Genomic DNA, 25,303 nt, shown 5'->3' on the forward strand with positions numbered 1-25,303 from the left:
CAATCACGGCAGGCAGGATCATGACCACACATTCGCGCGGCGTTTCCGCAAGCATCGACCCGGTGAAGCTCGACAGGCTGGCGGAGGTCGCCGTCAAGGTCGGGCTGCAATTGCAGCCGGGGCAGGATCTGGTGCTGACCTCGTCTATTGCCGCGCTGCCTTTGACGCGGCGGATCGTCGAGCACGCCTACAAGGCAGGTGCCGGCCTGGTGACGCCGATCTTCAACGACGATGAGATCACGCTCGCGCGCTTCCGCTACGGCGCAGACGCCGGCTTCGACCGCGCCGCCGGCTGGCTCTATGAAGGCATGGCAAAAGCCTTCGCCAACAATGCGGCGAGACTTGCCGTGCGCGGCGAGGATCCCTCGCTGCTTTCGGCGCAGGACCCGACAAAGGTGGCGCGTGCCAACAAGGCGAATTCGATGGCCTACCAGCCGGCGCTGGAGAAGATCACCGGCTTCGACATCAACTGGAACATCGTCGCTTATCCCGATCAGGCCTGGGCCAAGCAGGTATTTCCGAACGATGCCGAAGACGTCGCCGTGGCCAAGCTCGCCGACGCTATCTTTGCCGCCTCGCGCGTGGATGTCGAAGACCCGATCGGCAATTGGACGGCGCACAATGCGGCGTTGAAGAGCCGCACCGAATGGCTGAACGGCCACAATTTCCACGCACTGCATTTCACCGGCCCCGGCACCGACCTGACCGTCGGGCTGGCCGACGGCCACGAGTGGATGGGCGGCGCCTCGACCGCCAAGAACGGCATCACTTGCAACCCCAACATCCCGACCGAAGAGGTTTTCACCACGCCGCATGCAAGGCGCGTCGAAGGCCATGTCACCAGCACCAAGCCGCTGTCCTATCAGGGTACCCTGATCGACGGCATTGCGGTGCGTTTCGAGGCGGGCCGCATTGTCGAGGCCAAGGCCACGAAGAGCGAGGATGTGCTGCAGAAGGTGCTCGATACCGACGAAGGCTCGCGCCGTCTCGGCGAGGTGGCGCTGGTGCCGCATTCCTCGCCGATCGCCAAGAGCGGGCTGCTGTTTTTCAACACGCTGTTCGACGAGAACGCCGCCTGCCACATCGCGCTCGGCCAGTGCTATTCGAAGTGCTTCGTCGACGGCGCCTCGCTCGGCCAGGACGAGATCGCGGCGCGCGGCGGCAACAAGAGTTTCATCCACATCGACTGGATGATCGGCTCGGACAAGATCGACATAGACGGCGTCCATAAGGACGGCAGCCGCGTGCCGGTGATGCGCAAGGGCGAGTGGGTTTAGGCCCTGGATCTCTAAGCGAAGACCAGCAAGCAGCGGCGCCTGCTGGCCCATGCGGAGTTGGCAATGGAGCTCGCGGTCAAGCGCATCTATGAGCAGCCGGCGCCCGATGACGGGCAGCGGGTGCTCGTCGACCGCGTATGGCCTCGCGGCGTCCGCAAAGAGGACGCGGCGCTGACGGTCTGGCTGAAGGACATCGCGCCGAGCAATGCGTTGCGCAAATGGTTCGGCCATGAGCCGGCGCGCTGGGCGGAGTTCCAGCGGCGATACCGCGATGAGCTCGACCGGAACGGCGAGGGGGTCGGCCAGCTATGCGCTCTGCTCGACAAAGGCCGGGTGACGCTGCTCTACGGCGCGCATGACGAGAAGCACAATAACGCGGTGGCGCTGGCGAGCTATTTGCGTGAGACGGACTGAAGCGCGAGCCTGCGTCCTGTGACTTTGGAGATTGGCGAAGGCCGTAGCGACGGCCAGAGGGGTGCTTCCCTCCGACCTCTCAAGACCTGGGTTCCTCGCCCCCGCGAAGCGGCTAGGGGATGCACACATCTTTTCGTTGCGTCGATGACTCATCTGTGAGTTGCGGCGTCGGGTTGGTGTGTGATTCTGTAGGCGACGTACTGAGGGAGGCGTCGCGGTGTCATCTATGGGATTGTTGGGGTCGTTCGGTGACGAACGGCTCGAAAAAAGGGGGTCCAGCTTCTGGAGCGGATGGTGTCGCGCGAGAGCGTGTGCCTGCGCCGCTTGGCTGGAGGAGCCCGTAGCGGGATCGTGGGCTTTTGTCGGTTCCTGGCGAACGCTCGGGTGACGACGGACAGGCTGATTGAAGGTTGGGGCGCTGCGACGGCTGAGGCTAGCGCCGGTCGTCATGTGCTGGCGATCCAGGACACCAGTGAGATCAATTTCGCGACGACGCCGGAGTATCGGCGTGGCCTTGGCGAGATTGGCAAGGGCGGCGGCCGTGGCGTGTTGCTGCACGCGATGCTGGGCATCGATGCCGAGACGGGCGGCGTTCTGGGGCTGGTGGCGGGCCGGGTGTGGACGCGCGAGGGGCGTGTGGAGGTTGCTCATGCCAAGCGGCCTCTGTGCGACAAGGAGTCCGAGCGCTGGTTGAGCACGGCCGCGGCGGCCAAGCCGGTGTTGAAGTCGGCTGCACTGGTGACCGAGGTGAGCGACCGCGAGAGCGACATCTACAGCAAGTGGGCGCTTGTACCCGAACCCGGCTTCCACATTCTGACCCGCGCCATGCACGACCGCCGGATCCAGGGCGGCGGCAAGCTGTCGACCGCACCGCTGCAGGCCGCCGGAGAGGCCATGGTCGAGCTGCGCGCGCGGCCTGGTCGGGCGGCGCGCACGGCCCGGCTGGTGGCGAGCTTTGCCCAGGTCGAGGTCGTGCGCCCCGACAACACGATTGAAGAGGGCCTGCCCAAGACGGTGAGCGTGAGCTTGGTGCAGGTAACCGAGATCGACCCGCCGCAGGGCGCCGAGCCGATCCTGTGGCGACTGCTTACCACCCATCTCGTCGAGGACGCGGCCATGGCCTGGCGGATGGTCGATTGGTATCGCATGCGCTGGACCATCGAGCAGTTCTTCCGCACCCTCAAACAGCAGGGGCTTCAGCTGGAAGACAGCCAACTGAGACCGCCGAACGGCTCGTCAAACTGACCGCCATCGCCGCGCGAGCCGCCTGTGTCGTCATGCAACTCGTCCAGGCCCGCGACGGCCGATCCGCACAACACGCCGCCATCGCCTTCACCCACGCCGAAATCGACACGCTTCAAGCCCTGCTGCCCACACTAGAGGGAAAAACCGCCCTGCAGAAGAATCCCCACGCCCCCCCAATCCCTCGCTTGGGCCGCCTGGATTATCGCCAAACTCGGCGGCTGGGACGGCTATCCAAAGTCCAAAGCCCCAGGACCCATCACCTTCCGACACGGATTGCAGCACTTCCTGTCCATCGCCCATGGATGGGCGCTTCGAAATGTGTGAATCGCCTAGCGCGAAGCGGGGGAGAGGTGGCCGCGAAGCGGCCGGAGAGGGGGCTTTCGTAGAGCGCGGTTCCCCGCACCCTCAAGGCGTAGCCGCGCCCCCAGGTGTTTCCCACCCTCCCTTCCCCCCGCGGTTGGGGGGGGGTTCCACATGGTGGCCCCCCCCCGGGGGTGCGGGGGTCTGGGGCGCCCCCCCCCGCCCCGGAGAGGGGGCTTTCCTAGAGTGCTCCCCCTCTCCGTCTCGGCTTCGCCGCGCCACCTCTCCCCCACTTTCGTGGGGGCGAGGAACCCAAGCTGGAACGAAGTCGCGAAACCTCGCCGTCCCGCTGCACCGGGTTCAACCACCCATCGCCTGCTGATAAATGTCCGGCTTGAAGCCAACCAGTATGCGATCGCCAAGTTCCAGCACCGGACGCTTGATCATCGTCGGTTTGGCCAGCATCAGCGCCTTGGCCTTGTTCTCGTCCAAGCCCAGTCTGTCCTCGTCCGACAGTTCACGGAACGTTGTGCTCGCCTTGTTGAGCAGGATTTCCCAGCCGACCTTGCCTGACCAGCCGTCCAGCCGATCCGCTTCAAGCCCGTCTGCCCTGTAGTCGTGAAAGCGATAGGCAACATCGTGGCTCGCCAGCCAGGAACGCGCCTTCTTGACCGTATCGCAATTGGTGATGCCGTACATGGTGATCGTCAAAACGCGTCCTCGGACCAGTCGAATCTGACGGCACCCTAAAACCGCGCCTCTCGGTTTTCCAGCGGCCTCGCCGGCCGTCTGCGATTTTCGCGCTTGCCAATAGTAAGGAATCTTCCTAACTATTTCCCGAGCTAATTTGAGGCAAGGAAACGACCATGACGGGCCTGCAGACCGAAAGCCCCCCGCCCATTGACGGCATTTTCCGGGCGCTCGCCGATCCGACCCGGCGACGCGTGGTCGAGCGACTGAACCGAAGCCCCGCCTCGGTCAGCGAGCTTGCCCAGCCGTTCGAGATGGCCCTGCCATCCTTCATCGAGCACCTCAGGGTTCTGGAAGGCAGCGGGCTGGTGCATTCGGAAAAGGCCGGCCGCGTCAGGACCTACCGGCTCGCGCCGGAGCCGTTGAAGCTCGCGGAAAACTGGTTGGCCGAGCAGCGTGCGCTGTGGGAGCGCCGTCTCGACCAGTTCGACGATTACGTGCTGAAACTCAAGGAGACAGACAGATGAATATGGTGCCGTTGTTCCAACCCGATCCGAAGCTCGACCTCGTGCTCGAACGGACGATCGAGGCGCCGCGAGAACTGCTGTGGATGGCCCTGACGAGACCCGAGCATGTCAGCCAATGGTTCACGCCGAAGCCGTGGATCATCACCGATTGCGAGATCGACCTGCGGCCCGGCGGCCTGTTCCGCACCCGCATGCAGTCGCCCGACGGCAAGGAGGTCAACGATAGGCGTTGCTGCTACCTCGATATCGTCCAGGACGAGCGGCTGGTGTGGACCGATGCGCTGCTGCCAGGCTACCGGCCGTCAGGCGACCCATTCATCACAGCCGTCATATCGCTGCAATCGCATGGCGAGACGACGCGCTACACCGCCACCGCCATCCACCGCGACGAAGCCACGCGCAACAGCCACGAGGAGATGGGCTTCCACGACGGCTGGGGCACGGTGGCGGATCAGTTGGCCGGCTATCTCAAGACGATCTGAGGCGACCCTGCTTCGCACTCACATTGCGGCCACGGAGCCGTCGTGGCCGTTCAACCGAACGCCGATGCCGAGGCACCAACGCTCGCAACAAACTTGACGGTTGGCGTAATGCCAATGTTGAACGCTCAGGCGCCGTAGCCGATGATGCCCTTGATCTCGAGGAAATCGTGGATGGCCCAGTCGGCATATTCGCGGCCGTTGCCGGACTGCTTGTAGCCGCCGAAGGGCGCAAACGTATCCCATTCCGGATAGTTGATCGACACCTGCCCGGCACGCAGGCGGCTGGCAATCTTGCGGGCGTGGTCGATATCCCCGGACTGGACATAGGCAGCCAGGCCATAGACGGTGTCGTTGGCGATCTTCACCGCATCATCATCGTCATCGTAGGAGATGACCGACAGGACCGGCCCGAAAATCTCCTCCTTCTCGATGGTCATGCCAGGCCTGACGTGGCCGAAAACGGTCGGTCGCACATAATAGCCACGGTTGAGGTGTTCAGGCCGGCCGGGGCCGCCGGTGACCAGCGTCGCACCCTCGGCGATACCGGCCTCGATCAACCGCTGGATCTTGTCGAACTGGACGTTGCTGACCACCGGCCCGAGCTTGGTCTCCTCCGAGCGCGGGTCGCCGACCTTGTGCCGTTCGGCGGCCTTCCTGGCGATCGTCAGCGCCTCGTCGTGACGGGCGGCCGGTACCAGCATGCGGGTCGGTGCATCGCAAGACTGGCCGCTATTGCCGAAGCAGGCGTTGACACCCTTGCGCACCGCCGTCTCGAAGTCAGCGTCGGGCAGCACGATGTTGGCCGATTTGCCGCCCAGCTCCTGCGCGACGCGCTTTACCGTCTCGGCCGCCGTCTTGGCGACGATGATGCCGGCCCGGGTCGATCCGGTGAACGAGACCATGTCGACATCGGGATGGCCAGCCATGACCTGGCCGACATCCGGACCGGTGCCATTCACCATATTGTAGACGCCCTTCGGCGTGCCGGCGGCGTCCATCACCTCGGAAAAGATGATGCCGCTGATCGGCGCGATTTCGGAAGGCTTTAAAACGACGGTGCAGCCGGCGGCGATGGCCGGCGCCACCTTGCAGACTATCTGGTTGAGCGGCCAGTTCCACGGTGTAATCAGCGCGCAGACGCCGATCGGCTCCTTGACCACCATGGTGGTGCCGCGCTTCTCGCTGAATTCGTAATCCTCCAGCGCCTTGATAGTGGCTTCCATGTGCGCCCTGCCCGCCCAGGCCTGCGCCTCGCGCGCCCACCTGATCGGCGCACCCATTTCCTGGCTGACCGCCTGGGCGATGTCCTCGTAGCGCTCATTGTAGACTTCGAGGATACGCTTCAGCAGCTTCAGGCGCTCGGCCTTGGTCGTTTGCGAAAAGGCCGGGAATGCCGCCTTGGCTGCAGCCACGGCCTTGTCGACATCGGCTTTCGAGCCGACCGAGATTTTGGTGTAGGCCTCTTCAGTGGACGGATCGATCACATCCAGCGTTGCCGGAACCACGGGGCCGACCCATTTGCCGCCGATGAAAAAATTGAGATGATTGCTCATGGGCCGTGCTCCGGTTTTCTGGAAATGAGTGAGACTAGCTAGGCAGCATAGGGCAGTTGGCACCACGGCGCAGGCTGATATGCGCCACGTCGCCGACGCTGAATTGAAAACCCTCTGTCCGGCGCGGCGCGTCGATCACCACCTGTGTCCCCTGCCCCAACTCTGCATGAAGGCGCAAGGTGCGGCCGTGAAAGACGATGCTGTTCACCCGCACCGGTGCAGTACCGGCCGCCGCCTCGGTCGTGGCCAAAAGGTCCTCCGGACGCACGCCAATGGTGCGCACCGTGCCCTCGCCAGGCAGCTCGCCTTTATCCGAAATCGCTTCCAGCGGCAGAGCGCCGGCGATGAACCGCAAGCGCTCGCCGTCACGGCCGACAAAGCGCGACTGCAGAAGGTTCATGGTGCCGATGAAGCTGGCGACGAATTTGGTGGCGGGGCGGTCGTAAAGGGTCGCCGGCGGCGCAATCTGCTCTATGCGGCCCTTGTTCATGACGACAATGCGGTCTGAGATCGACAGCGCCTCGGTCTGGTCGTGCGTGACCATGACGAAAGTGGTGCCAAGCCGCGACTGCAGCCGCTTCAGTTCGACCTGCATCTGCTCGCGCAGATGCGCGTCGAGCGCCGACAGCGGCTCGTCGAGCAGCAGCACACGCGGCTCGCAGACGATGGCGCGGGCAAGCGCGACGCGCTGGCGCTGGCCACCCGACAATTCGGACACGCGGGCGCCGAGCTTCTCGGCAAGGTCGACCATGGCGAGCGCTGCGCCGACGCGCTTTGCCTGTTCGGCACCGGAGAGCTTGCGCAGCGACAGGCCGAAGCCGACATTTTCGGCAACGTTCATGTGTGGGAACAGCGCGTAGTCCTGGAACACGGTATTGACAGGACGGTCGAAGGGCCTGAGCGCCGTGATGTCGCGGCCTTCGAGCAGGACCTTGCCGTTCGACGGGCTCTCGAATCCGGCGATGACCCGCAGGCTGGTGGTCTTGCCGCAGCCGGACGGTCCGAGCAGGGTCAGGAACTCGCCGCGCGAAATATCGAGATCGACGGCGTCGAGCCCGATGATGCCGCCGGGGAAAATCTTGGAGACCTTGTCCAGCCGGACGAGCGGATCAGGCGCCATCGCGAACCTCGGACGGTTTGGTGGTGTTGACCCACAGGATCTGGCAGCGCTCGCTGCCCGGATTGCGGAAGGCATGCAGCAACGTGCTCTTGAAGGCGAAGCTGTCGCCGGCCTTCAGCCCATATCTGGTCGAGTCCACCACCAGCTCGACCTCACCGGACAGGACGAAGCCGAATTCATGGCCGGCATGAGCGTAGGCTTCGGCGGTGCCACCACCGGCTTCCACGGTCACCAGCATGCCGGTCAGCGTGGCGGCCGGCGGCGACAGCAGCGCCTTGGCGATGCCTTCCGACTTGACCGGGATCTGCCGCCGGCTGTTGGCGCGCACACAATAAAGATCGTTGCCGACATCATTGCCGTCGGCGATCAGCGCCGATGGCTCGATGTCGAGGGCGGCGGCAAGCGGCCAGATCACGCGGACCCGCAATGACGACATGCCGCGCTCGATCTGGCTTAGCGCACCTATCGAGACACCGGCTTTGGCGGCAAGTTCGGCCAGCGAGAGATTGCGTTCTAGCCTGAGCGCCCGCACGCGCCGGCCGACCCTGACGTCGGCGTCGTCCTTCGGCTTCTCAGCCGCTTCGTCCAGCATGTCCATTCGTTCGTCCTTGTTACAGTATTTTTGGCCGGCGCCGCGTGGTCTTCCCTTCTCCCCCTTGTGGGAGAAGGTGGCCGAGCGAAGCTCGGTCGGATGAGGGATGTTCCAGAAAACACCAACGCCTCATTCCTTCCAACACCCCTCAACCGTCTTGGCGCTGCGCGCCAATCCACCTTCTCCCACAAGGGGAGAAGGAAGAGCGAACTCAGCCGCCTGCCTTGACCTTCTCGAACATCTTGGCGAGTTCGTCATTCTGTTTCATCGGCCCGGTGAAGATCGTGGTCTTCAGCATCACCTCGGGATCGGAAGGCAGCTGCAGTTTCTCCAACTCCTCCTTTGGCACGGCGGCGAAGGCCGAGCTGGTCGAGCTGCCATAGCCGTAGGCCTGGATCAGATACTTTCCGGAATCCGTTTCCAGCCGGCTGTTGATGAAGTCATAGGCAAGATCGACGTTCTTGGCGTCCTTGAGCATGACGAAGCCGCAAGCCCAGGTCAGCATGCCTTCTTTCGGCTTCATGAACTCTACAGGCACGCCCTGCTTCTTCAGCGAGGTGGCCGAGGCGTTCCAGGTCATGGCCGCGACCAGCTGGCCGCTCGCCAGTGCCTGTTCGACCGAGGTCATGTCGGTGGTGTAGTTCGAGAGCAGCGGGCGCTGCTCGCGCAGTTTTTCCGCCACCTTGTCCATCTGTTCCGGTGTCATGTCGAATGGATTGACGCCGGCCAGAAGGGCCGCCACCACCGGTGTGTCGTGGACGGCATCGATGGTCGCCATGCGCCCGGCATATTGCTTGTCCCAGAGCAGGTTCCAGCTGGCTTCCGGGTTCTTCACCAGATCGGTGCGGTAGAGGATCGAGGTATTGCCCCAGTCCCACGGCACCATCCAGACCTTGCCGTCGCCGGCCTGCAAGTCGGGCAGGTTCTTGAAGACCGGGAAGATCGAATCCCAGTTCTTGATGCGCTTGGTGTCGATCGGCTGCAGCAGGCCTTCCTTGTTCCAGCGCGCCACCTTGTCATAGCAAGGGTGCGCGACATCGGGGCGGAAGCCGGCCTTGACCTTGGTGAAGGCGTCATCGTCGTCGCCAAACATCGAGGCTTCGACGCCATCAGGGTGCGCGGCGAGGAAGCTCTTGTTGAAGTCGGGCAGCTCGTAACCCGACCAGGTGAAATATTGCAGCTTGTCGCCGGCAAAGGCGACAGTCGATGCAAGCGCCAGCGCGAAGGCGGCCAATCCAGTTTTCGCTGTCTTTGTCGTTATCGATTTCAAGTCGAATGCCATTGCAGTTCTCCTCTTTCGGTTTCTTCTGGTTTTGACAGGCTGGCGGGCGCTGGCCGCTGAGCGGCGGCAAGCCCGCGATGGCGCAGGATTTCGGCGAGTGCGGCGATGACGAACGACACGGCCAGGATCGCCGTGCCGAGCGCCATGACGGTCGGCAGCGATTTCGGGAAGCGCAGCTGGCTCCAGATATAAAGCGGCAGCGTCGGCTCGGTGCCGGCAAGGAAGAAGGCGACGATGAACTCGTCGAACGAGGTCAGGAAGGCCAGCATGAACGCCGAAATAATGGCGGGCAGGCTGAGCGGCAGCATCACCCGTCTGAAGGTCGTCCAGTCCGAGGCGCCGAGGTCGAGCGCTGCCTCGCGGATGGTCTTCGGGATGGCGGCGAAGCGGCTGCGCATGACCACCACCGTCGTCGGCAGCGCCACCAATACATGGCCGAGCACAATGGCAATGCGCGACGGCCCGAAACCGGCGAGATTGACCAGGATCAACAGCGAGATGCCGACGATGACGCCGGGGATCAGGATCGGCAGCCGCGCAATGGCACTGATCGTGGCGGCCAGCGGCGAGCGGCCGTAGAGGTCCATATAGGACACGGTGATGCCGCAGAGTGTTGCGCCGGTGGCGGCAATGGCGCCGATGACGAGGCTGGTGGCAAGCGCACCGGACAGCGCCGAATTGCCGACCAGCGTGCCGTACCATTCCAGCGTGAAGCCTTGCAGCGGAAATGCCGCCTGGATCGAATTGTTGAATGAAAACAGCGGGATCAGCAATATCGGCAGATACAGGAACACCAGATAGGCAAGGACGTAGGCTCCGAGCCAGCCGCCGCCTTGCTTTGCGTCCAGGCGCGCCGTGTTCATGTGCGGCTGCCGTATCGCCGGTCGGCGAAGCGCACCACCAGCACCACGGCGAGAATGACCAGCATGACGGCGACGGCGAGTGCGGCGCCGAACGGCCAGTCATTGGCCTTGCCGAACTCGGCCTGGATCAGTGTGCCGATCATTGTACTGGCAGGGCCGCCGACCAGCGCCGGCGTCACATAATCGCCGACGGTCGGCACGAAGACGACGAGAGCAGCCGCCAGCACGCCCGGCATCGAATTAGGCAGCACGATGCGACGGAAGCTGGTGAACGGTTTTGCGCCGAGATCGGAAGCAGCTTCGAGCAGCGATTTCGGGATCGTGTCCAGCGCCACATAGATGGGCAGGATGGCGAACGGCGCATAAGCGTGGGCAAGCGTGACGACGACCGCTGCCGGCGTATTCAAGAACGCCAATGTCGGCTCCGACCAGATGCCGCTTTCGATCAGCGCCGAGTTCAGCACGCCATTATAGGCAAGCACGATCTTCCAGGCGAAGACGCGCAGGAGATAGCTGGTCCAGAACGGCAGGGTCAGCAGGAACAACAGCAGCCCGCGCCGCCGCCCGGCATGGAAAGCCAGATAGTAGGCAACGGGATAGGCGGTGACGACGGTTGCCAGCGTCACCAGGCCGGCGATACCCAGCGAGCGCAGCGTCACCGTCCAGTACAGCGGATCGGTGGCCACAGTGACGAAATTCGCAAGGGTGAATCCAGCCCCCAGCAGCGAGCCGTCATTGCCGCGAAAGGCGAGAAAGAACACCAGGCCAAGGGCGAAAAGGATCAGCAAGAAGGTGACCAGCCCGCCGGGCAGCAGCATGGCGAAGCGGAAGGCCGGCGAAGACCGGGTTTCCGGCAGCGACTGCGTTACGATGATGGTCGACATCGGCTGTCCATCGAAATTTGAAATCGATTAAGCTTTTTTCATGTTTGTGAAATTGTCAAGCTGTTTCATGCTTGGGCATGAACGTCAGCGTTCGAACGCGTCCAGCATCCGATACCAGGCGATGGTCGCGGCGACGCCGACCTGCCGAAACGCATGAAACGGAATCGGCCGGATCGGCGAGACCGGGAACGGCAATTGCCTAGTGTCGCCGCTCGACAGGTAGGAGGCGATGCGCTCGCCAAGCGCGGTCATCAGGCCGATGCCGCGGCCCTGGCAACCGACGACCGCCAGCAGACCCTTCTCTGGCTCGTGGATATGCGGGAGATGGTCCGGCGTCATTGCCACCCGGCCGAACCACCGCTTTTCAATGGCAATGTCTGACAGCGCCGGATAAAGCCGCAGCAGCGCGCGCTCCAGATGCGCCCAGTCGGCCGGGCCGTTCGGCAAAGCCATGCGGCCGCGCCCGCCGAGCACCAGCCGGCCGTCGGCACTCTTGCGATAATAGACGAGGATGCGGCGCGAATCCGACACTGCCTGCCCTTCCGGCAGGATAGCCGCCGCGAGATTGGACGATAGCGGTGCTGTCGCGATCTGGAAGGAATGCAGCGGGACGATCGTCTCGGTGAGGCCGGGAAGCAGGCCGCCGGTATAGGCGTTGGTCGCCAGGACAATCGCCTTGGCCTTGAGTTCGGCGCCGCTTTCCGTAGAAACGTACCAAATGCCAGCATTCTTGCTGATCTGCATCACGTTCTGGCGCTCGGCGATCTTTACGCCCGCCGCTGCAGCGACGCGCGCCAGTTCCGACGTGTAGGCGAGCGGATCGATGACACCGGCGCGGCGATCGAGCCAGCCGCCGAGATAGCCTTGCGCGCCGGTCATCGTCGCGATCTCCGTCCCGCTCAGCAGCCGGACATCGGCGCCGCGGGCGCGCCACTGCCGATCCCGGTTCGCCGCCGCTTTCAGCGCGGTCTCGGTATGCGCGGCCTGGATCCAGCCATTGCGGACGAACGGCACCGCCAGTCTTTCGTCGCGGATCAATTCGAAGACGGTGTCAGCGGTCGAGGCGGCAAAGTTGACGAGCGCTTCGCCGCGTTCGAGACCAAAATGCTCCAGCAGCCAATCCGGATCGTATTTCAGGCCGGGAATGACCTGACCGCCGTTCAGGCCGGATGCGCCATTGCCAATTTCGCCGGCCTCCAGCACCTGGACAGCAAGGCCGAACCGGGCAGCGTGCAAGGCTGTCGACAGCCCCATGATACCGCCGCCGACGATAACGACATCGACGCATTGGCCGGCGGGAAAAAGCGACTGGAACGCGGTGGCTGTCCGCGGCTTCTGCCAGATTGGATCGGAAAACCGTACGGGCAAGCGTCACCTGGAGATTTCAGTAGGTGAAAACCCTAGCGACGGTTTCATTATTTTGAAAGAGCGTTTTCCGTCGCCGTCGGCGCACGTCAGGCTCGATCAAGGTCCAGCGATGCGAAGACCGCTTGAAAGAATTGACAAAGCTCGCCCTGCAAGCGGGATAGACCTTTGGCGGGAATTTGTTGAAAGTGCCGCGGCCGAAGGACAAGACAACAGGAAATGTAAGCCATGACGAACGCCACACATTTGCCCGCCGAAGGCCTCTTCGTGGGCCGCGCCCGGGCGAGCGATGCTTCCCATCCGCTGGTGGTCACGGTGCGTGACGGCACGGTCTTCGACATCACGTCAAATGTGGCGCCGACCGTGCGCGACGTTTGCGAATTGCCGGATCCGGCGGGGCACGTCCGCTCGGCCAAGGGGCGGCCGATCGGCCCGCTCGATGCCATTGCCGCTAACAGTTTCGAGACAGCGCGCGATCCGGGGAAACCGTATCTGCTGTCCCCCGTCGACCTGCAGGCGATCAAGGCATCTGGCGTCACCTTTGTCGTCAGCCTGCTCGAACGGGTGATCGAGGAGCAGGCGCGCGGTTCGGCGGAAAAGGCCGACGCCATTCGCGCCGACATCGCCGGGCTGATCGGCCACGATCTGTCGAAGCTCAAGCCCGGCTCGCCGGAAGCGATGGAGATCAAGGCCAAGCTGATTGCGCGCGGCGCCTGGTCGCAATATCTGGAAGTCGGCATCGGCCCCGATGCCGAGATATTCACCAAGTGTCAGCCGATGGCCTCGGTCGGCTTCGGCGCCGATGTCGGCCTGCATCCGGTTTCGACATGGAACAATCCGGAGCCGGAGATCGCCATGATTGCCGCCAGCAGCGGCAGGATTGTCGGGGCGACGATCGGCAACGACGTCAATCTGCGCGACGTCGAGGGGCGCTCGGCGCTGCTGCTCGGCAAAGCCAAGGACAACAACGCTTCGGCAGCACTTGGCCCCTTTATCCGGCTGTTCGATGAGACATTTTCCATTGGCGACGTGAAGCAGGCGATCGTACGGTTGAAAGTCGAAGGCGAGGATGGGTTCTCGCTGGAGGGCGCCAGTTCGATGGCCGAGATCAGCCGCTCGCCGGAAGAGTTGGTCGCCGCCGCCATGGGGCCACATCACCAATACCCGGACGGGCTGGCGCTCTATCTCGGCACGATGTTCGTGCCGTCGAAGGATCGGGGCGAAACAGGCAAGGGCTTTACCCACAAGGTCGGCGACATCGTCACCATATCGTCGGAGAAATTCGGCGCCTTGGTCAACCGCGTGCGGCTGTCGCCCGACTGCCCACACTGGACCTACGGCGCCAGCCACCTGATGCGTGACCTCGCAAGGGCCGACCTCATCTAGTCCCGCAGCCTAACATCCGATAGATTCTAGAATTCTCTGATTGGAATACCTGCTCGTCGGCATTCGGGAGAGTCCATTGATCGTCGCTCTTGAGGGCAAGACCCTTGTCGTTACCGGCGGAACGCAAGGACTTGGCGAGACCATAGCCCGGCTGGCCTCAGCCGACGGCGGCGAAGGGATCGCCATTGTCGGCCGCAATGCCGAGCGTGGCAGACGCATCGCCGAAGAGCTTTCACGACCAAGCCGGCCCGTCGTCTTCATCCAGGCCGACCTTGGAGATCCGGCCGCGCCTGCAGCTGTCATGGCGGAAGCGATCAAAAGACTCGGCCGCATCGATTGTCTGGTGAACGCCGCGGCCCTCACCGACCGGGCCTCTCTGGAAACTGGCACAATCGACGACTGGGACAGGTTGTTTTCCGTCAATGCGCGCGCGCCGTTCTTCCTCATGCAGGGGGCCGTAGCCGACATGAAGACACGGCGGGCGGCGGGCGCCATCGTCAACATACTGTCGGTGAATGCGCATTGCGGTGCGCCGGACCTTGCCATCTATTCCGCAACTAAGGGCGCGCTTTCGACGCTGACCAGAAACATTGCCAACGCGCATCTTTCCGATCGCATCCGCGTCAACGGCATCAACATGGGCTGGGTAGCGACGCCGGCCGAACAAGAGATGCAGGCGAGCACGCTGGGCAAGGGCGAAAACTGGGCAAAGATCGCCGCCGCCGGCCTGCCGCTTGGTCGATTGCTGACCATGGACGAAGTCGCCCAGCTAACGCTGTTCCTGCTCAGCGACGCCTCCGGGCTGATGACCGGGACGCTTATCGACCTAGAGCAATCCGTGCTCGGCGCGCCGCCGCGCAGCATTGCATGACGGTCGCAAGGCCGATCGTCGGCCGCCTGGAAAATATCAGCCAAACTGATGCAATCTGATGGGATTGCTGATGGCGCGGTGCCTTGCGCCAACGTCCATTGGCAATCGAGGCTTGCCATCGATCGAAAAAGGGAATGCTCTAATGCGCCCAGGTCGACGCTGGCAAAATGCGACCACCGTTTTGGCCGCGCACGGCTTTTCGCGGTGATCGTCGTCGGAGGAGGAGTTCGGTTCAAATGGGAGGAAATCAAATGCTGACGAGGCTAAGACTGCTTGTACTTGGCTTGATGGTGGCGCTGGCCATTCCGGCCGCGGCACAGGCCAAGACGTTCTACTGGATTTCGCATGGCGGCCCGGCCGATCCGGTCTGGACATACTTCCTTGCCGGCGCCAAGCAATGGGCGGCGGACACCGGCAACACCGTCAACACGTCGTTCCACAATGGCGACGTGGCGTCGCAGCAGGAGGCTGTTCGCGCCGCAATCGCCGCCAAGGCCGACGGCATCACCACGACCAGCCCCGATCCGGGCAGCCTTGTCGAGATCGTCAAGGAAGCGCGGGCGGCGAACATCCCGATCATCAACTTCAACACGCCCGACCCAAAGGCGGACTTCAACGCCTATGTCGGCGGCGACAACGTCACCTTCGGCAAGCATTGGGCTCAGTATTTGGTCGACAAGGGCCTGGTGAAGAAGGGCGACTTCGTCTGGATGCCGGTCGAAATTCCCGGCGCCACCTATGGCGTCCAGGAAGAGGAAGGCATCAAGAGCGTGTTCGAGCCGCTCGGCATCACCTACGAAATCACCGAAGCGACGCTCGACCAGGCCGAAGTGATCAACCGCATGGTCGATTACCTCACCGCCAACAGAGCCAAGGTCAAGGCGGTTATCGGCCTCGGCGACCTTGTAACCGGTTCGATCAAGCGGGTGTTCGACCAGGTCGGCGTCAAGCCGGGCGAAATCCCAGTCGTCGGCTGGGGCAACTCGCTCGACACCACCCAGGAAGTGCTGAACGGCTACGTCAATGCCGGCCAGTGGCAGGATCCGCAGGCGACCAGCTACGTCGCGCTCTCGCTCGCCAACATGGCGGCGAGCGGTATTCCGCCCGGCTTCGACGTGATCACCGGCGCGCTCTACGAGAAGGACACCGCGGCAGTCTACGACAAGATCCTGTCCGGCAAATAAATCCGCGATCGAGTTGGTCACGGCCGCTTCGGCGGCCGTGACTGTCTCATCATTCCGCCGAAGCCGGTTGCGGTCTCGGCCAAATCCAATCCTATCGCGGGTCCAAGGTGGAAAATCGTTCTCTTATCCAACGCTCGATCGCGCGGCCCGAGTTCGGGCCGTTCGTGCTGCTCGTCGTCGAGATCGCTGTGTTCTGGGGCATCAACCACGACTTCCTGTCGCCGCAGAACATCTCGAACACGCTGGCCTTCACGGTTGAGCTCGGGCTGATCGCGCTGGCGATGACGCTGTTGATGACATCAGGCGAATTCGACCTCTCGGTCGGCTCGGTGTTCGGCTTCTCGCCGGTCCTGATGTGGACGTTATTCAACAGCGGCGTCGTCTCGCTCGAAGCCGCCTTCGTCATCGCGCTGGTGGTCGCTGCGTTTATCGGGCTGGTCAATGGCTGGTTCGTGACGCAGCTCAAGATCCCGTCCTTCCTGGTGACGCTGGGCATGCTGCTGGTGGTGCGCGGCACCGCTTTGTTCGTCACCAACGGGTTTCCGCAGCGGACCTGGAGCGCCGAGGGCAGCTGGCTGGCGGAAGCGCTGGTCGGCGATTTCTTCATCGGGCCGTTCCGGATCTATATGTCGCTGTTCTGGTTCATCGCCGCCGCAATCGCGCTCGGCTACGTGCTGACGCAGAGCCGGACCGGCAACTGGATCCAGGCGGCCGGCGGCAACCCGAGTGCTGCAAGGGCGCGCGGCGTCAACGTCAGCGGCGTCAAGATCGGCCTGTTCATCCTGTCGTCGATCCTGGCCTCGCTTGCCGGCGTCATCAGCTCGCTGCGCACCTCGGCGGCCAACCCCAACAGCGGCACCGGCTACGAGCTCGAAGTCATCGCCATGGTTGTGATCGGCGGCACGGCGCTGACCGGCGGGCGCGGCACAATCATCGGCACGGTGCTCGGTATCCTGATCCTGCGCGTGATGCGCAACGGCATAGTGCTGATCGGCGTGCCCGGCCTTGCCTATAATATTTTCATCGGCGCCATCATCCTCGGCATGATGGCGCTCCATTCATGGCTGGAACGCCGGCATCAGGCAGGGACTTGAACCATGGCCGAACCGCTTGTCCGCATGGAAAATATCCGCAAGTCCTATGGCCGCGTGCAGGCGCTGGTTGATGCCAATTTCCATGTCAACGAAAGGGAGATCGTCGGCCTGCTCGGCGACAACGGCGCCGGCAAGTCGACGCTGATCAAAGTGCTGTCGGGCGCGGTCCCGCTGACCAGCGGCGACATCTTCATCCGCGGCAAGAAGGTGAATTTGCGCAGTACCAGCGACGCCATCGCGCATGGCATCGAGACGATCTACCAGGACTCGGCGCTGGTGACGCAGCTGTCGATCGCCCGCAACCTGTTCCTCGGACGCGAGCCGATCAAGCCGCCGCGTTTCCTCAACCGCATGGACCAGGAGGCGATGAACGTGGTTGCCCGCGACCTGCTCAAGCAGGTCGGCATCTCGAAGAACATCCCGCCGACGACGCCGATCGGCTCGCTCTCCGGCGGCGAGCGGCAGGCGGTGGCGATTGCGCGCGCCATGCATTTCGACAGCGATCTCATCATCCTCGACGAGCCGACCAACAATCTCGGCGTCGCCGAAACGCAAGGCGTGCTGAGCTTCGTGCGCAGTGCCCGCGATTCCGGCCATTCCTGCATCTTCATCGCCCACAACATCCATCATGTCTTCCAGGTGGTCGACCGCATCGTCGTCATGCGCCGCGGTAAGGTGGTCGCCGACGATATCGACCCGAAGAAGACCAGCGTCGCCGAAGTCGAACGCGTCATCACCGGCATGTCGGACAAGGAGATCCATGACGCGCTGGTCGAGGGCACGCAACGGCCCAGCTGAGCAGCCGGGGGTCGGCCTGATCGTCGAGGCACTGGATCGCATCGCCACATGGTTGCGACATGAAAGCCACCGTTTCGGATATTGCCAGGAGCTGCGGCCTGTCGACCGCGACGGTCGACCGTGTGCTCAACAACCGGGCGGGAGCCAGTGCCGCCAACCGGCAGCGCGTGATGGAGGCGGCCAAGCAGCTCGGCTATCTGCCGGTCGTCGACCAGGTCGCGTTGCCCTCGCGGCCGGCGCATCTCGAATTCTTCCTGCCGATCGGCAGCAATGCCTTCATGGCCGATCTGGCCAGGCACATCGAGGATTATGCGGCGCGCCTGCCGCTGGTCGCCTCCTGCCGCATCCACAAGCTCGCCGGCATCTCGCCGAGCGCCTTGCAGGCGGCCGTCGAAAACCTCTCGCTCAAGGCGAACGGCGTCGGCGTCATCGCCATCGATCACCCGAGAACGCGCAACATCTTGCGCGAGATCGTCGAGGCCGGCATCCGCCTGGTCACACTGGTGTCCGATGTTCCGGGCGCGCCCCGCTCGGCCTATGTCGGTATCGACAACCGGGTGGCCGGCCGCACCGCGGCGCTGCTGATGGGACGGTTCCTCGGCGGCCGCCAGGGCCATCTGGCGATGGTCGTCGGTTCACGCTCCTACCGCGGCCACGAGGAACGCGAGATGGGCTTTCGCTCCGTGCTCGGCGAGGAGTTCCCCAACCTAACCGTCACCAGCGCCGTGGAGATCAACGATGAGCCGGAGGTCAGTTATACCGCGACCATGAAGGCGCTGCACAACGAGCCGGAGCTGCTCGGCATCTATTGTATCGGCGCCGGGCGCTCGGGCGTCGCAAAAGCATTGCTCGAAGTCAGGCCGCAGACGAAGCCGGTGTTCATCTGCCATGATCTGACGCGCGAGACGCGCGGCTATCTGGTCGACGATCTGCTCGACGTCGTCATCGACCAGAATGCGCGGCTGATCGCCGAACAGTCGGTCATTCGCCTGCTCGGCTCGATCGCCTCGTCGGCGCCCTATCTGACGCGGAAATTCATCGAGCCGCGTCTGATCTTCAAGGAAAATGTCCCGGTGCAGTGATGTCGTGCGACAGCGATGGCTCGGGCCGGTGGATCGTTAAAATTCGGTTGATACCGCAAATCTGCACATCACCTATGCAACTTTTGTGGTTGCCGAATCATTGGGCAATCGATAGTTTCGCAGGTGTCGGCCATCTACTCCTCCCAGATGCGATGCCGACGCTGAGTGCGGTACACCTCCTCCCGTGCCGTATTCGAAATCGAGCCCGCTGCCACCTCCTCCCGGCAGCGGGCTTTTTTTGTTCCGGCTCCGGGATAGCGGCCAATGCTTGCGGTCGGGACAGCACCGGACACGTTTGGTGATCCGCGGATCGATGAGCTTCGCTGCGACCGCCGCGGCTTTGTCGGGCAGAATCCTGTCACACTTGTCACTCTCACCGGTTCGCCGGCGGCCCTATCCTGCCTCACGACCAGCAAACAACGCCGCGCCGGCCATGGTGCGGAGGATCGGCACAGGAGACGCGAGATGGCACATCGCGATGGGACGAGACATCACCCGGCGGCGCGGCCCGCAATCGAAACGCCACGTATCGTTTCGCCGCTTGCGAGACTATCTGGCCCTGAAAGACGTGATCAGGCCTTCCGCCATGCGGACGAACTGCGCGCTCGGGCCCTCGGCGCCAACGCTTTGCAGGCTGACGCGGGCGCCCTCGAGCAACAGCGACAGCGTATCGGCGAGAAGCTCGGCCTGTCCGATGCCGGCATCGCGACACAGCGAGACCAGCCGCTCGCGCTGGGCTTCCTTGAGTTCCTTGATCACTTGCCTTGCCGGATGATCGGCCTCGCTCAGCTCGATGGCGGCGTTGGCCATGTCGCAACCGCGACGGTCCGACATCAGGCAATCGGCCGCCATCCGGACCCAGGCATGCAGCTGCGCCAGCTTGTCGCCCGGATTCTCGGCCTCGAACTTTTCCCACATCGCGTTGGCGCTGCAGGCGGTCGCCCGCAGACATTCAATGATCAGATCGTCCTTGGACTCGAAATGCCGGTAGAGCGTCATCTTGTTGGTGCCGGCGGCCTCGGTAATGGCGTCGATGCCGACGCCGCGAATGCCATGCTTGTGAAACATGTCCCGTGCCGTCTCCAGGATCCTGTCCCGGGGGCGAACACGCTCCACAACACCGTCTGTCATCAAAACCTCCGTGATTGCGTTTCCCGAAATTCCCTCGGTGCACCTCTTGACTAGGGTGTTACCGGTCTGTAACGTTAGAGATGTTACTTACCTGTAACACCCGCATTGCATCATGTCAAACTCGCAAGTGCCGGCCATCAGCCCCGCCCCGATCGGCAAGGGGACGAACCGCACCTTACGGCCTCGGCCGGCGAGCAAGAAAACACCCGATCCGCGGCTTACCGCGGATCACCAAAAACCAGGAGCCGCTTCGATGTCGCAGCGCAATGATCTGACGATCGATGAAGTCGTGAAGGATCCGATGATCCGCATGCTGATGAAGGCCGACCGCGTCGACCCGCGGTCCTTCGAGGCGATGCTGCGTGCGCTGGCGGACGAACAGGCCGAGCGCCGCAATGCGCCGCGCCGCCTTGAAGATTTCGGCTTTCTCGAAGATTCCGGCTCAACACGCAGCCGGCGGCTTTCCAGGGTGGCCAGGGCCTTTGGCCGGGCCAGAGCATCGGGCGAGGCGTGCATATCATGGTAAACTTCTTCATTCATCGTCCGATCTTTGCGTCGGCGATCGCCATCATCATGGTGCTCGCCGGAGGGATCTGTTATTTCCTCCTGCCCGTCTCGCAGTTTCCCGACATCACGCCGCCCCAGGTCGTGGTCAGCGCCCACTACCCGGGCGCCAGCGCGCAGGTCGTCGCCGACACGGTGACGACGCCGCTCGAACAGCAGATCAACGGCGTCCAGGGGATGACCTATATGTCGTCGTCGAGCTCCAATGACGGCTCCTCGACGATCACCATCACCTTCGACGTCGGCTACGATCTGAGCACGGCGGCCGTCGACGTCCAGAACCGCGTTTCGCAGGCGGCTTCCTCGTTGCCGGCCATCGTCAATCAGGGCGGCGTGACGATCAAGAAGCAGAACCCGAACTTCGTCCTGATCGTCGACCTCACCTCGCCGGACGGTTCCGTCAACCCGGTCGCGCTGAGCAACCTCGCCTATCTGCAGGTGGTCGATCCGCTGAAGCGCCTGCCCGGCGTCGGCGACGTGCAGATCTTCGGCGAGCGGCGCTATTCGATGCGCATCTGGCTCGACCCCGACAAGCTCGCCAATCTCGGCATTACTGCCGTCGACGTGCAGAACGCCGTCGCCGAGCAGAACGTCCAGGTGGCGGCCGGCAAGATCGGGCAGTCGCCGGCTCCGGCCGGCACCGCCTTCGAGATGCAGGTCAACGCCGTCGGCAGGCTGAGCGATCCCAAGGAGTTCGGCGACATCGTCGTGCGGGCCAATACCGCCAACGGCTCGCTGGTCAGGCTGCGCGATGTTGCGCGCATCGAGCTCGGCGCGCTGCAATATTCGTCGTCGGCCTTCTTCGGCAAGGACCCGACGGTGGTGCTCGCGGTCTACCAGATGCCGGGCTCCAACGCGCTCGATCTGCAGCAGCGCGTCAAGGACAAGATGCAGGAGCTGTCGGCCCGTTTCCCGAAGGGCGTCAGCTACGCCATGCATTACGATACGACACGTTTCGTTTCGGCCTCGATGCACGACGTGCTGATCACGCTCGGCGAGGCGCTGGTCCTGGTCGTCGCCGTGGTGTTCATCTTCCTGCAAAGCTGGCGCACCACGATCATCCCGACGATCGCAATTCCGGTGTCGCTGGTGGCGACGCTGGCCGTCATGCATATGCTTGGCTTCTCGCTGAACATGCTCAGCCTGCTCGGCATGGTGCTGGCGATCGGCCTCGTCGTCGACGACGCCATCGTCGTCGTCGAGAATGTCGAACGCCAACTTGAGGCCGGCCTCAAACCGCTGGCTGCCACGCGTACCGCGATGGCGGAGGTTACCGGCCCGATCATCGCCACGACCGCCGTGCTGATGGCTGTGTTCGTGCCGGTTGCCTTCATTCCCGGCGTGTCCGGCCGGCTCTACAACCAGTTCGCCCTGACTGTGGCGATCTCCTTCGGCATCTCGGCCTTCGTCTCGCTGACGCTTACCCCGTCGCTCAGCGCCGCCTTCCTGCGCCACCGGCCGGAAACGCAGTTCGTGCTGTTCCGCTGGTTCAACATGGGCTTCGAACGGCTGGCGCATGCCTATGCGAATGGTGTGCGCATTCTCATCCGCCTGCGCTGGATCATGCTTGGCGTGTTCGCGGCCGGACTTGTCGCGACCTATTTCGTCTGGCAGCGCCTGCCGTCGACCTTCCTTCCGGTCGAGGACCAAGGCTATTTCTTCGTCGTCATCCAGCTCCCCGACGGGGCCTCGCTGGAACGCACCGATGCGGTGGCGCAAAAGGCGCGCGACATCCTGCAAAACACGCCCGGCGTCGACATCGTCGGTTCGATCAGCGGCTTGAACTTCCTGACCAGTGCCGCGCAGTCGAACTCGGCGGTCGAATTCGCGATCCTGAAGCCATGGGACGAACGCGGCCCCGACCAGAGCGCCTCTAAGCTCGTCGCCGACGTACGCAACAAGCTGCTGCAAATTCCAGAGGCTTTTGCGCTGAGCTTCGACCCGCCGTCGATCCCGGGCATCGGTACCACCGGTGGCTTCGAGTTCCAGGTCGAGGACCTGACCGGGCGCGGCAGCGTGGCGCTCAACGATGCGACGCAAGCGGTGATTGCCGAGGCGCGCAAGCAGCCGGAGCTCAACCCGCAGCAATTGTTCTCGTCCTTCTCGACCTCGACGCCGCAGTTCAACTACGATCTCGATCGCGCCAAGGCGAAGCTGCTCGGGCTCAACCTGCCGGACGTGTTCAATACGCTGCAGATCTATCTCGGCTCGCTCTATGTGAACGATTTCAACCTGTTCGGCCGCACCTTCCGGGTGACGATACAGGCCGACAAGGACTCTCGCGCCGGTCCGGCCGACATTTCGCGGCTCTATGTCCGCAATGCGTCGGGTGGCATGGTGCCGCTGAGCACGCTGGGCAAGCTTGTGCCCGTCGTCGGCCCCGAGACCGTGCCACATTACAACAACAATGCGTCGGCTCTGATCAATGGCGGCGCCGCCCCCGGCTTTTCGTCCGGCCAGGCGGTGGCGGCGATGGAACGTGCCGCTGCCACGGCGTTGCCGAGAGATTTCGGCTACGAATGGACCGGCATCACCTATCAGGAGCTCAAGGCGGGATCGATCGCATCCGTCGTCTTTGGTCTCGCCATCGTCTTCGTCTTCCTGATCCTCGCCGCGCAATATGAGAGCTGGGCGATGCCGTTCATGGTGCTGCTGGCGGTGCCGCTCGCACTGTTCGGTGCATTCGTCGTGCTGTGGCTGCGCGGCATGCAGATCGACGTCTATTCGCAGATAGGCTTCGTCATGCTGATCGGACTGGCGGCCAAGAACGCGATTCTGATCGTCGAGTTTGCCCGGCGCCGGCGCGAAGAAGGCCTCAGCATCGTCGACGCCGCGATGGAAGCGGCGCGGCTTCGGCTGCGACCGATCCTGATGACCGCCTTCGCCTTCATCCTCGGCGTGCTGCCGCTGATGTTCGCTACAGGTGCAGGTGCGGCGAGCCGGCAGTCGATCGGCACCACCGTCTTTGGCGGCATGGTCGCGGCGACGATCCTGTCGCTGGTGTTCGTGCCGGTCTTCTATGCGGTGATCGAGCAGCTGCGCGAGCGCCGCAGCGAGAGCGAACCGGTTTCCGAAGCGACCGAACAACCAACTGCCGAACCCGCCTTCGAGCCATTGGCCGAAGCGGCTGAATAGGACTGGAGAATTGATCATGCGTAAATGGAAAATCGCGCTGGGAACGGCCGTCGCCCTTGGGGCCATTTCGGTGGCGAGCGTTCACCTGCTCGACATGGGCAGCCTCAGCCTCAACGCCGGCACAGCCGGGGCGGCAACCCCCAAGCCGGAAGCCTTTGTCATGCCGGTGCCGGTGGTGAGCGTCGTCAAGAAGACGATCCCGATCTATCTCGACTACGCCGCCCGGGTGGAGCCGATCCGCAGCATCACGCTGCAGGCGCGCGTGCCGGGCTATCTGCAGGAGCAGGTCGCCATCGACGGCAGCGACGTTGCGAAGGGCGACCTTCTCTACAAGATCGCGCCGGAGGATTTCCAGGCTGCCCTCGAGCAGGCGAAGGCGCTTATCCAGCGCGACACGGCGACGCTCGATTATGCGCGCTCCAATCTCGGGCGCGGCAGCGAGCTCGCCAAGAGCGGCTATCTCGCCAAGGACGTGTTCGACCAGCGCACCAGCACCTTACGTGAGGCTCAGGCCTCGCTTGCCGTGAACCAGGCCGCCTTGCGGACCGCCGAGCTCAATTTGAGCTATACCGAAATCCGTGCCCCGTTCGCGGGACGCATCGGACGCAGCCAGGCTTCCGTTGGAACGCTGGTCAGCGTCGCCGGCACGGTGCTCAATTCGCTGGTGCAGCTCGATCCGATCTACGTCACCTTCAATCCGAGCGAAACGGACCTGACACAGATCGAGGAAGCCCGGGCCGCGGGACCGATCTGTGTCGACGTCCTGCTTCCCGGTGAAACGGAACCGCGCCAGAAGGGCGATCTTACCTTCATAGACAACACGATCGATCGCTCGACCGGCACGATCACGGCACGGGCGACGGTCGGTAACGGCAAGTTCACGCTGCTGCCCGGCCAATATGTCCGCGTCCGGCTGCACGTCAAAGAGCAGCCCGATGCGCTGATGGTACCGCAGACGGCACTCGGCTCAGGCCAGCTCGGCAAATATCTCTATGTCGTCGGCAAGGACAACACGGTCGACCAGCGTATCGTTTCGCTCGGACCGACCAATGGCGATCAGGTCGCCATCTTGAGCGGTGTGGCCGAAGGCGACCGGGTGATTACCGGCAATCTGCAGAAGATCGGCCCGGGAATGCCGGTCTCGCCGCTGCCCGAGAAACCGGCCACCTGATAACCCCCATCAGGTTCCGGTCCCGCGGCGCCCTCGGCTCCCACGCCAAGGGCGCCGTTTTTGCTGATGTTTTCGACACGGCCGATTCAAGCCGTTGTGCGAACGGCGGCTCTGGCGACGATGGCAGCATAGAGGCGCTCTCCAACTGTGAAGGCAGTTTGTGGATCAGCAAACGAGACATCCATCCAGCCGACGGCTTGTCGCGGCTATCGCGCGAACGCCCGCTTCGACCTGGAGGGATGGACTGCTGGATTTAGGCGGCATAAGGCACCGTCTTCCAGGTCAAATCCTGG

The 25,303-nt window shown here is 63.5% G+C and carries 23 protein-coding genes; 14 read left to right on the plus strand and 9 right to left on the minus strand.

Annotated elements, in window-relative coordinates; genetic code table 11:
• Positions 1 to 20: 20 nt before the first annotated feature.
• The 3 genes from NKJ20_RS07955 (at position 21) to NKJ20_RS07965 (ending at position 2,936) form a co-directional block, all read left to right on the plus strand.
• Positions 21 to 1,277 (plus strand): aminopeptidase, encoded by a 1,257-nt coding sequence (locus tag NKJ20_RS07955; RefSeq protein ID WP_352743424.1) that lies wholly within the window; start codon positions 21 to 23, stop codon positions 1,275 to 1,277.
• A 57-nt stretch (positions 1,278 to 1,334) separates the two neighbouring features.
• Positions 1,335 to 1,691, plus strand: a complete 357-nt coding sequence (locus NKJ20_RS07960) for a DUF488 domain-containing protein (RefSeq protein ID WP_352743426.1) — start codon at positions 1,335 to 1,337, stop codon at positions 1,689 to 1,691.
• A gap of 294 nt (positions 1,692 to 1,985) precedes the next feature.
• Complete coding sequence (locus tag NKJ20_RS07965) at positions 1,986 to 2,936, plus strand: IS4 family transposase (protein WP_352743428.1); 951 nt, start codon at positions 1,986 to 1,988, stop codon at positions 2,934 to 2,936.
• Between the two features lie 660 nt (positions 2,937 to 3,596).
• Here the strand turns inward: NKJ20_RS07965 and NKJ20_RS07970 are convergent.
• A complete protein-coding gene (locus NKJ20_RS07970) occupies positions 3,597 to 3,947 on the minus strand; it encodes an ArsC family reductase (RefSeq protein ID WP_352743430.1) in 351 nt (116 codons plus the stop codon).
• Between the two features lie 155 nt (positions 3,948 to 4,102).
• Here NKJ20_RS07970 and NKJ20_RS07975 point away from each other — a divergent pair, with 155 nt between their 5' ends.
• Together NKJ20_RS07975 and NKJ20_RS07980 are read left to right on the plus strand one after the other, a co-directional pair.
• Positions 4,103 to 4,453 carry an ArsR/SmtB family transcription factor gene (locus NKJ20_RS07975; protein WP_352452564.1) on the plus strand — a complete coding sequence of 117 codons (351 nt, stop codon included), beginning with the start codon at positions 4,103 to 4,105 and terminating at the stop codon, positions 4,451 to 4,453.
• Positions 4,450 to 4,935, plus strand: coding sequence for an SRPBCC family protein (locus tag NKJ20_RS07980; RefSeq protein WP_502895022.1), 486 nt, complete (start codon positions 4,450 to 4,452; stop codon positions 4,933 to 4,935). The genes NKJ20_RS07975 and NKJ20_RS07980 overlap by 4 nt, the downstream gene beginning before the upstream one ends.
• A 125-nt stretch (positions 4,936 to 5,060) precedes the next feature.
• Here the strand turns inward: NKJ20_RS07980 and NKJ20_RS07985 are convergent, their stop codons facing one another.
• From NKJ20_RS07985 to NKJ20_RS08015, 7 genes are all read right to left on the minus strand, one after another.
• Entirely contained in the window at positions 5,061 to 6,488 is a 1,428-nt protein-coding gene (locus NKJ20_RS07985) for an aldehyde dehydrogenase family protein (RefSeq protein WP_352743431.1), read from the minus strand.
• A 34-nt stretch (positions 6,489 to 6,522) separates the two neighbouring features.
• Complete coding sequence (locus NKJ20_RS07990) at positions 6,523 to 7,608, minus strand: ABC transporter ATP-binding protein (RefSeq protein WP_352452562.1); 1,086 nt, start codon at positions 7,606 to 7,608, stop codon at positions 6,523 to 6,525.
• The gene (locus NKJ20_RS07995) at positions 7,598 to 8,206 is read right to left on the minus strand and encodes a cupin domain-containing protein (protein ID WP_023674050.1); all 609 of its coding nucleotides are present in this window, start codon (positions 8,204 to 8,206) and stop codon (positions 7,598 to 7,600) included. Before NKJ20_RS07995 ends, NKJ20_RS07990 begins: the two co-directional genes overlap by 11 nt.
• A gap of 205 nt (positions 8,207 to 8,411) precedes the next feature.
• Positions 8,412 to 9,482, minus strand: coding sequence for an ABC transporter substrate-binding protein (locus tag NKJ20_RS08000; protein ID WP_352569423.1), 1,071 nt, complete (start codon positions 9,480 to 9,482; stop codon positions 8,412 to 8,414).
• Positions 9,467 to 10,345 (minus strand): ABC transporter permease, encoded by an 879-nt coding sequence (locus tag NKJ20_RS08005; RefSeq protein WP_352569421.1) that lies wholly within the window; start codon positions 10,343 to 10,345, stop codon positions 9,467 to 9,469. Before NKJ20_RS08005 ends, NKJ20_RS08000 begins: the two co-directional genes overlap by 16 nt.
• Positions 10,342 to 11,229, minus strand: coding sequence for an ABC transporter permease (locus NKJ20_RS08010; RefSeq protein ID WP_352743434.1), 888 nt, complete (start codon positions 11,227 to 11,229; stop codon positions 10,342 to 10,344). The genes NKJ20_RS08005 and NKJ20_RS08010 overlap by 4 nt, the downstream gene beginning before the upstream one ends.
• An 84-nt stretch (positions 11,230 to 11,313) precedes the next feature.
• Positions 11,314 to 12,597 carry an NAD(P)/FAD-dependent oxidoreductase gene (locus NKJ20_RS08015; RefSeq protein ID WP_352743436.1) on the minus strand — a complete coding sequence of 428 codons (1,284 nt, stop codon included), beginning with the start codon at positions 12,595 to 12,597 and terminating at the stop codon, positions 11,314 to 11,316.
• Positions 12,598 to 12,822: 225 nt separating this feature from the next.
• Here NKJ20_RS08015 and NKJ20_RS08020 point away from each other — a divergent pair, with 225 nt between their 5' ends.
• The 6 genes from NKJ20_RS08020 (at position 12,823) to NKJ20_RS08045 (ending at position 19,009) form a co-directional block, all read left to right on the plus strand.
• Positions 12,823 to 13,980 (plus strand): fumarylacetoacetate hydrolase family protein, encoded by a 1,158-nt coding sequence (locus tag NKJ20_RS08020; protein ID WP_352452558.1) that lies wholly within the window; start codon positions 12,823 to 12,825, stop codon positions 13,978 to 13,980.
• 76 nt (positions 13,981 to 14,056) lie between these two features.
• Positions 14,057 to 14,851 carry an SDR family oxidoreductase gene (locus NKJ20_RS08025; protein ID WP_352743437.1) on the plus strand — a complete coding sequence of 265 codons (795 nt, stop codon included), beginning with the start codon at positions 14,057 to 14,059 and terminating at the stop codon, positions 14,849 to 14,851.
• Positions 14,852 to 15,102: 251 nt separating this feature from the next.
• Positions 15,103 to 16,035 (plus strand): substrate-binding domain-containing protein, encoded by a 933-nt coding sequence (locus NKJ20_RS08030; RefSeq protein ID WP_352452556.1) that lies wholly within the window; start codon positions 15,103 to 15,105, stop codon positions 16,033 to 16,035.
• 107 nt (positions 16,036 to 16,142) lie between these two features.
• On the plus strand, positions 16,143 to 17,129 hold the full coding sequence (locus NKJ20_RS08035; RefSeq protein ID WP_292659922.1) for an ABC transporter permease: 987 nt from the start codon (positions 16,143 to 16,145) through the stop codon (positions 17,127 to 17,129).
• 3 nt (positions 17,130 to 17,132) lie between these two features.
• On the plus strand, positions 17,133 to 17,927 hold the full coding sequence (locus NKJ20_RS08040; protein WP_352569415.1) for an ATP-binding cassette domain-containing protein: 795 nt from the start codon (positions 17,133 to 17,135) through the stop codon (positions 17,925 to 17,927).
• Positions 17,928 to 17,986: 59 nt separating this feature from the next.
• Positions 17,987 to 19,009: a LacI family DNA-binding transcriptional regulator gene (locus NKJ20_RS08045; RefSeq protein ID WP_023674039.1), complete on the plus strand. Its 1,023-nt coding sequence runs from the start codon at positions 17,987 to 17,989 to the stop codon at positions 19,007 to 19,009.
• Positions 19,010 to 19,558: 549 nt separating this feature from the next.
• On the opposite strand, the gene NKJ20_RS08050 is transcribed toward NKJ20_RS08045, so the two are convergent.
• Positions 19,559 to 20,140, minus strand: coding sequence for a TetR/AcrR family transcriptional regulator (locus NKJ20_RS08050; RefSeq protein ID WP_031211029.1), 582 nt, complete (start codon positions 20,138 to 20,140; stop codon positions 19,559 to 19,561).
• A 253-nt stretch (positions 20,141 to 20,393) separates the two neighbouring features.
• On the opposite strand from NKJ20_RS08050, the gene NKJ20_RS08055 reads away from it, so the two are divergent.
• Genes NKJ20_RS08055 through NKJ20_RS08065 form a run of 3 tightly spaced genes read left to right on the plus strand, consistent with a single transcriptional unit; the run spans position 20,394 to position 25,010 of the window.
• Positions 20,394 to 20,666, plus strand: a complete 273-nt coding sequence (locus tag NKJ20_RS08055; protein WP_352452554.1) for a hypothetical protein — start codon at positions 20,394 to 20,396, stop codon at positions 20,664 to 20,666.
• Positions 20,660 to 23,839, plus strand: a complete 3,180-nt coding sequence (locus NKJ20_RS08060; protein WP_352452553.1) for an efflux RND transporter permease subunit — start codon at positions 20,660 to 20,662, stop codon at positions 23,837 to 23,839. The genes NKJ20_RS08055 and NKJ20_RS08060 overlap by 7 nt, the downstream gene beginning before the upstream one ends.
• A gap of 16 nt (positions 23,840 to 23,855) precedes the next feature.
• Entirely contained in the window at positions 23,856 to 25,010 is a 1,155-nt protein-coding gene (locus NKJ20_RS08065; RefSeq protein WP_352743440.1) for an efflux RND transporter periplasmic adaptor subunit, read from the plus strand.
• Positions 25,011 to 25,303: the final 293 nt, after the last annotated feature.

It is taken from the genome of Mesorhizobium sp. M0185 (genome assembly GCF_040322175.1).
Taxonomy (GTDB): domain Bacteria; phylum Pseudomonadota; class Alphaproteobacteria; order Rhizobiales; family Rhizobiaceae; genus Mesorhizobium.

Bases quoted from the DNA above. Each gene is read 5' to 3' on its own strand.
- NKJ20_RS08060 (WP_352452553.1), top strand. From the start codon at position 20,660: ATGGTAAACTTCTTCATTCATCGTCCGATCTTTGCGTCGGCGATCGCC.
- NKJ20_RS08030 (WP_352452556.1), top strand. From the start codon at position 15,103: ATGCTGACGAGGCTAAGACTGCTTGTACTTGGCTTGATGGTGGCGCTG.
- NKJ20_RS08020 (WP_352452558.1), top strand. From the start codon at position 12,823: ATGACGAACGCCACACATTTGCCCGCCGAAGGCCTCTTCGTGGGCCGC.
- NKJ20_RS08040 (WP_352569415.1), top strand. From the start codon at position 17,133: ATGGCCGAACCGCTTGTCCGCATGGAAAATATCCGCAAGTCCTATGGC.
- NKJ20_RS08005 (WP_352569421.1), bottom strand. From the start codon at position 10,345: ATGAACACGGCGCGCCTGGACGCAAAGCAAGGCGGCGGCTGGCTCGGA.
- NKJ20_RS07985 (WP_352743431.1), bottom strand. From the start codon at position 6,488: ATGAGCAATCATCTCAATTTTTTCATCGGCGGCAAATGGGTCGGCCCC.
- NKJ20_RS08065 (WP_352743440.1), top strand. From the start codon at position 23,856: ATGCGTAAATGGAAAATCGCGCTGGGAACGGCCGTCGCCCTTGGGGCC.
- NKJ20_RS07995 (WP_023674050.1), bottom strand. From the start codon at position 8,206: ATGGACATGCTGGACGAAGCGGCTGAGAAGCCGAAGGACGACGCCGAC.
- NKJ20_RS08000 (WP_352569423.1), bottom strand. From the start codon at position 9,482: ATGGCATTCGACTTGAAATCGATAACGACAAAGACAGCGAAAACTGGA.
- NKJ20_RS07955 (WP_352743424.1), top strand. From the start codon at position 21: ATGACCACACATTCGCGCGGCGTTTCCGCAAGCATCGACCCGGTGAAG.
- NKJ20_RS08045 (WP_023674039.1), top strand. From the start codon at position 17,987: ATGAAAGCCACCGTTTCGGATATTGCCAGGAGCTGCGGCCTGTCGACC.
- NKJ20_RS08010 (WP_352743434.1), bottom strand. From the start codon at position 11,229: ATGTCGACCATCATCGTAACGCAGTCGCTGCCGGAAACCCGGTCTTCG.
- NKJ20_RS08055 (WP_352452554.1), top strand. From the start codon at position 20,394: ATGTCGCAGCGCAATGATCTGACGATCGATGAAGTCGTGAAGGATCCG.
- NKJ20_RS07980 (WP_502895022.1), top strand. From the start codon at position 4,450: ATGAATATGGTGCCGTTGTTCCAACCCGATCCGAAGCTCGACCTCGTG.
- NKJ20_RS08050 (WP_031211029.1), bottom strand. From the start codon at position 20,140: ATGACAGACGGTGTTGTGGAGCGTGTTCGCCCCCGGGACAGGATCCTG.
- NKJ20_RS07975 (WP_352452564.1), top strand. From the start codon at position 4,103: ATGACGGGCCTGCAGACCGAAAGCCCCCCGCCCATTGACGGCATTTTC.
- NKJ20_RS07990 (WP_352452562.1), bottom strand. From the start codon at position 7,608: ATGGCGCCTGATCCGCTCGTCCGGCTGGACAAGGTCTCCAAGATTTTC.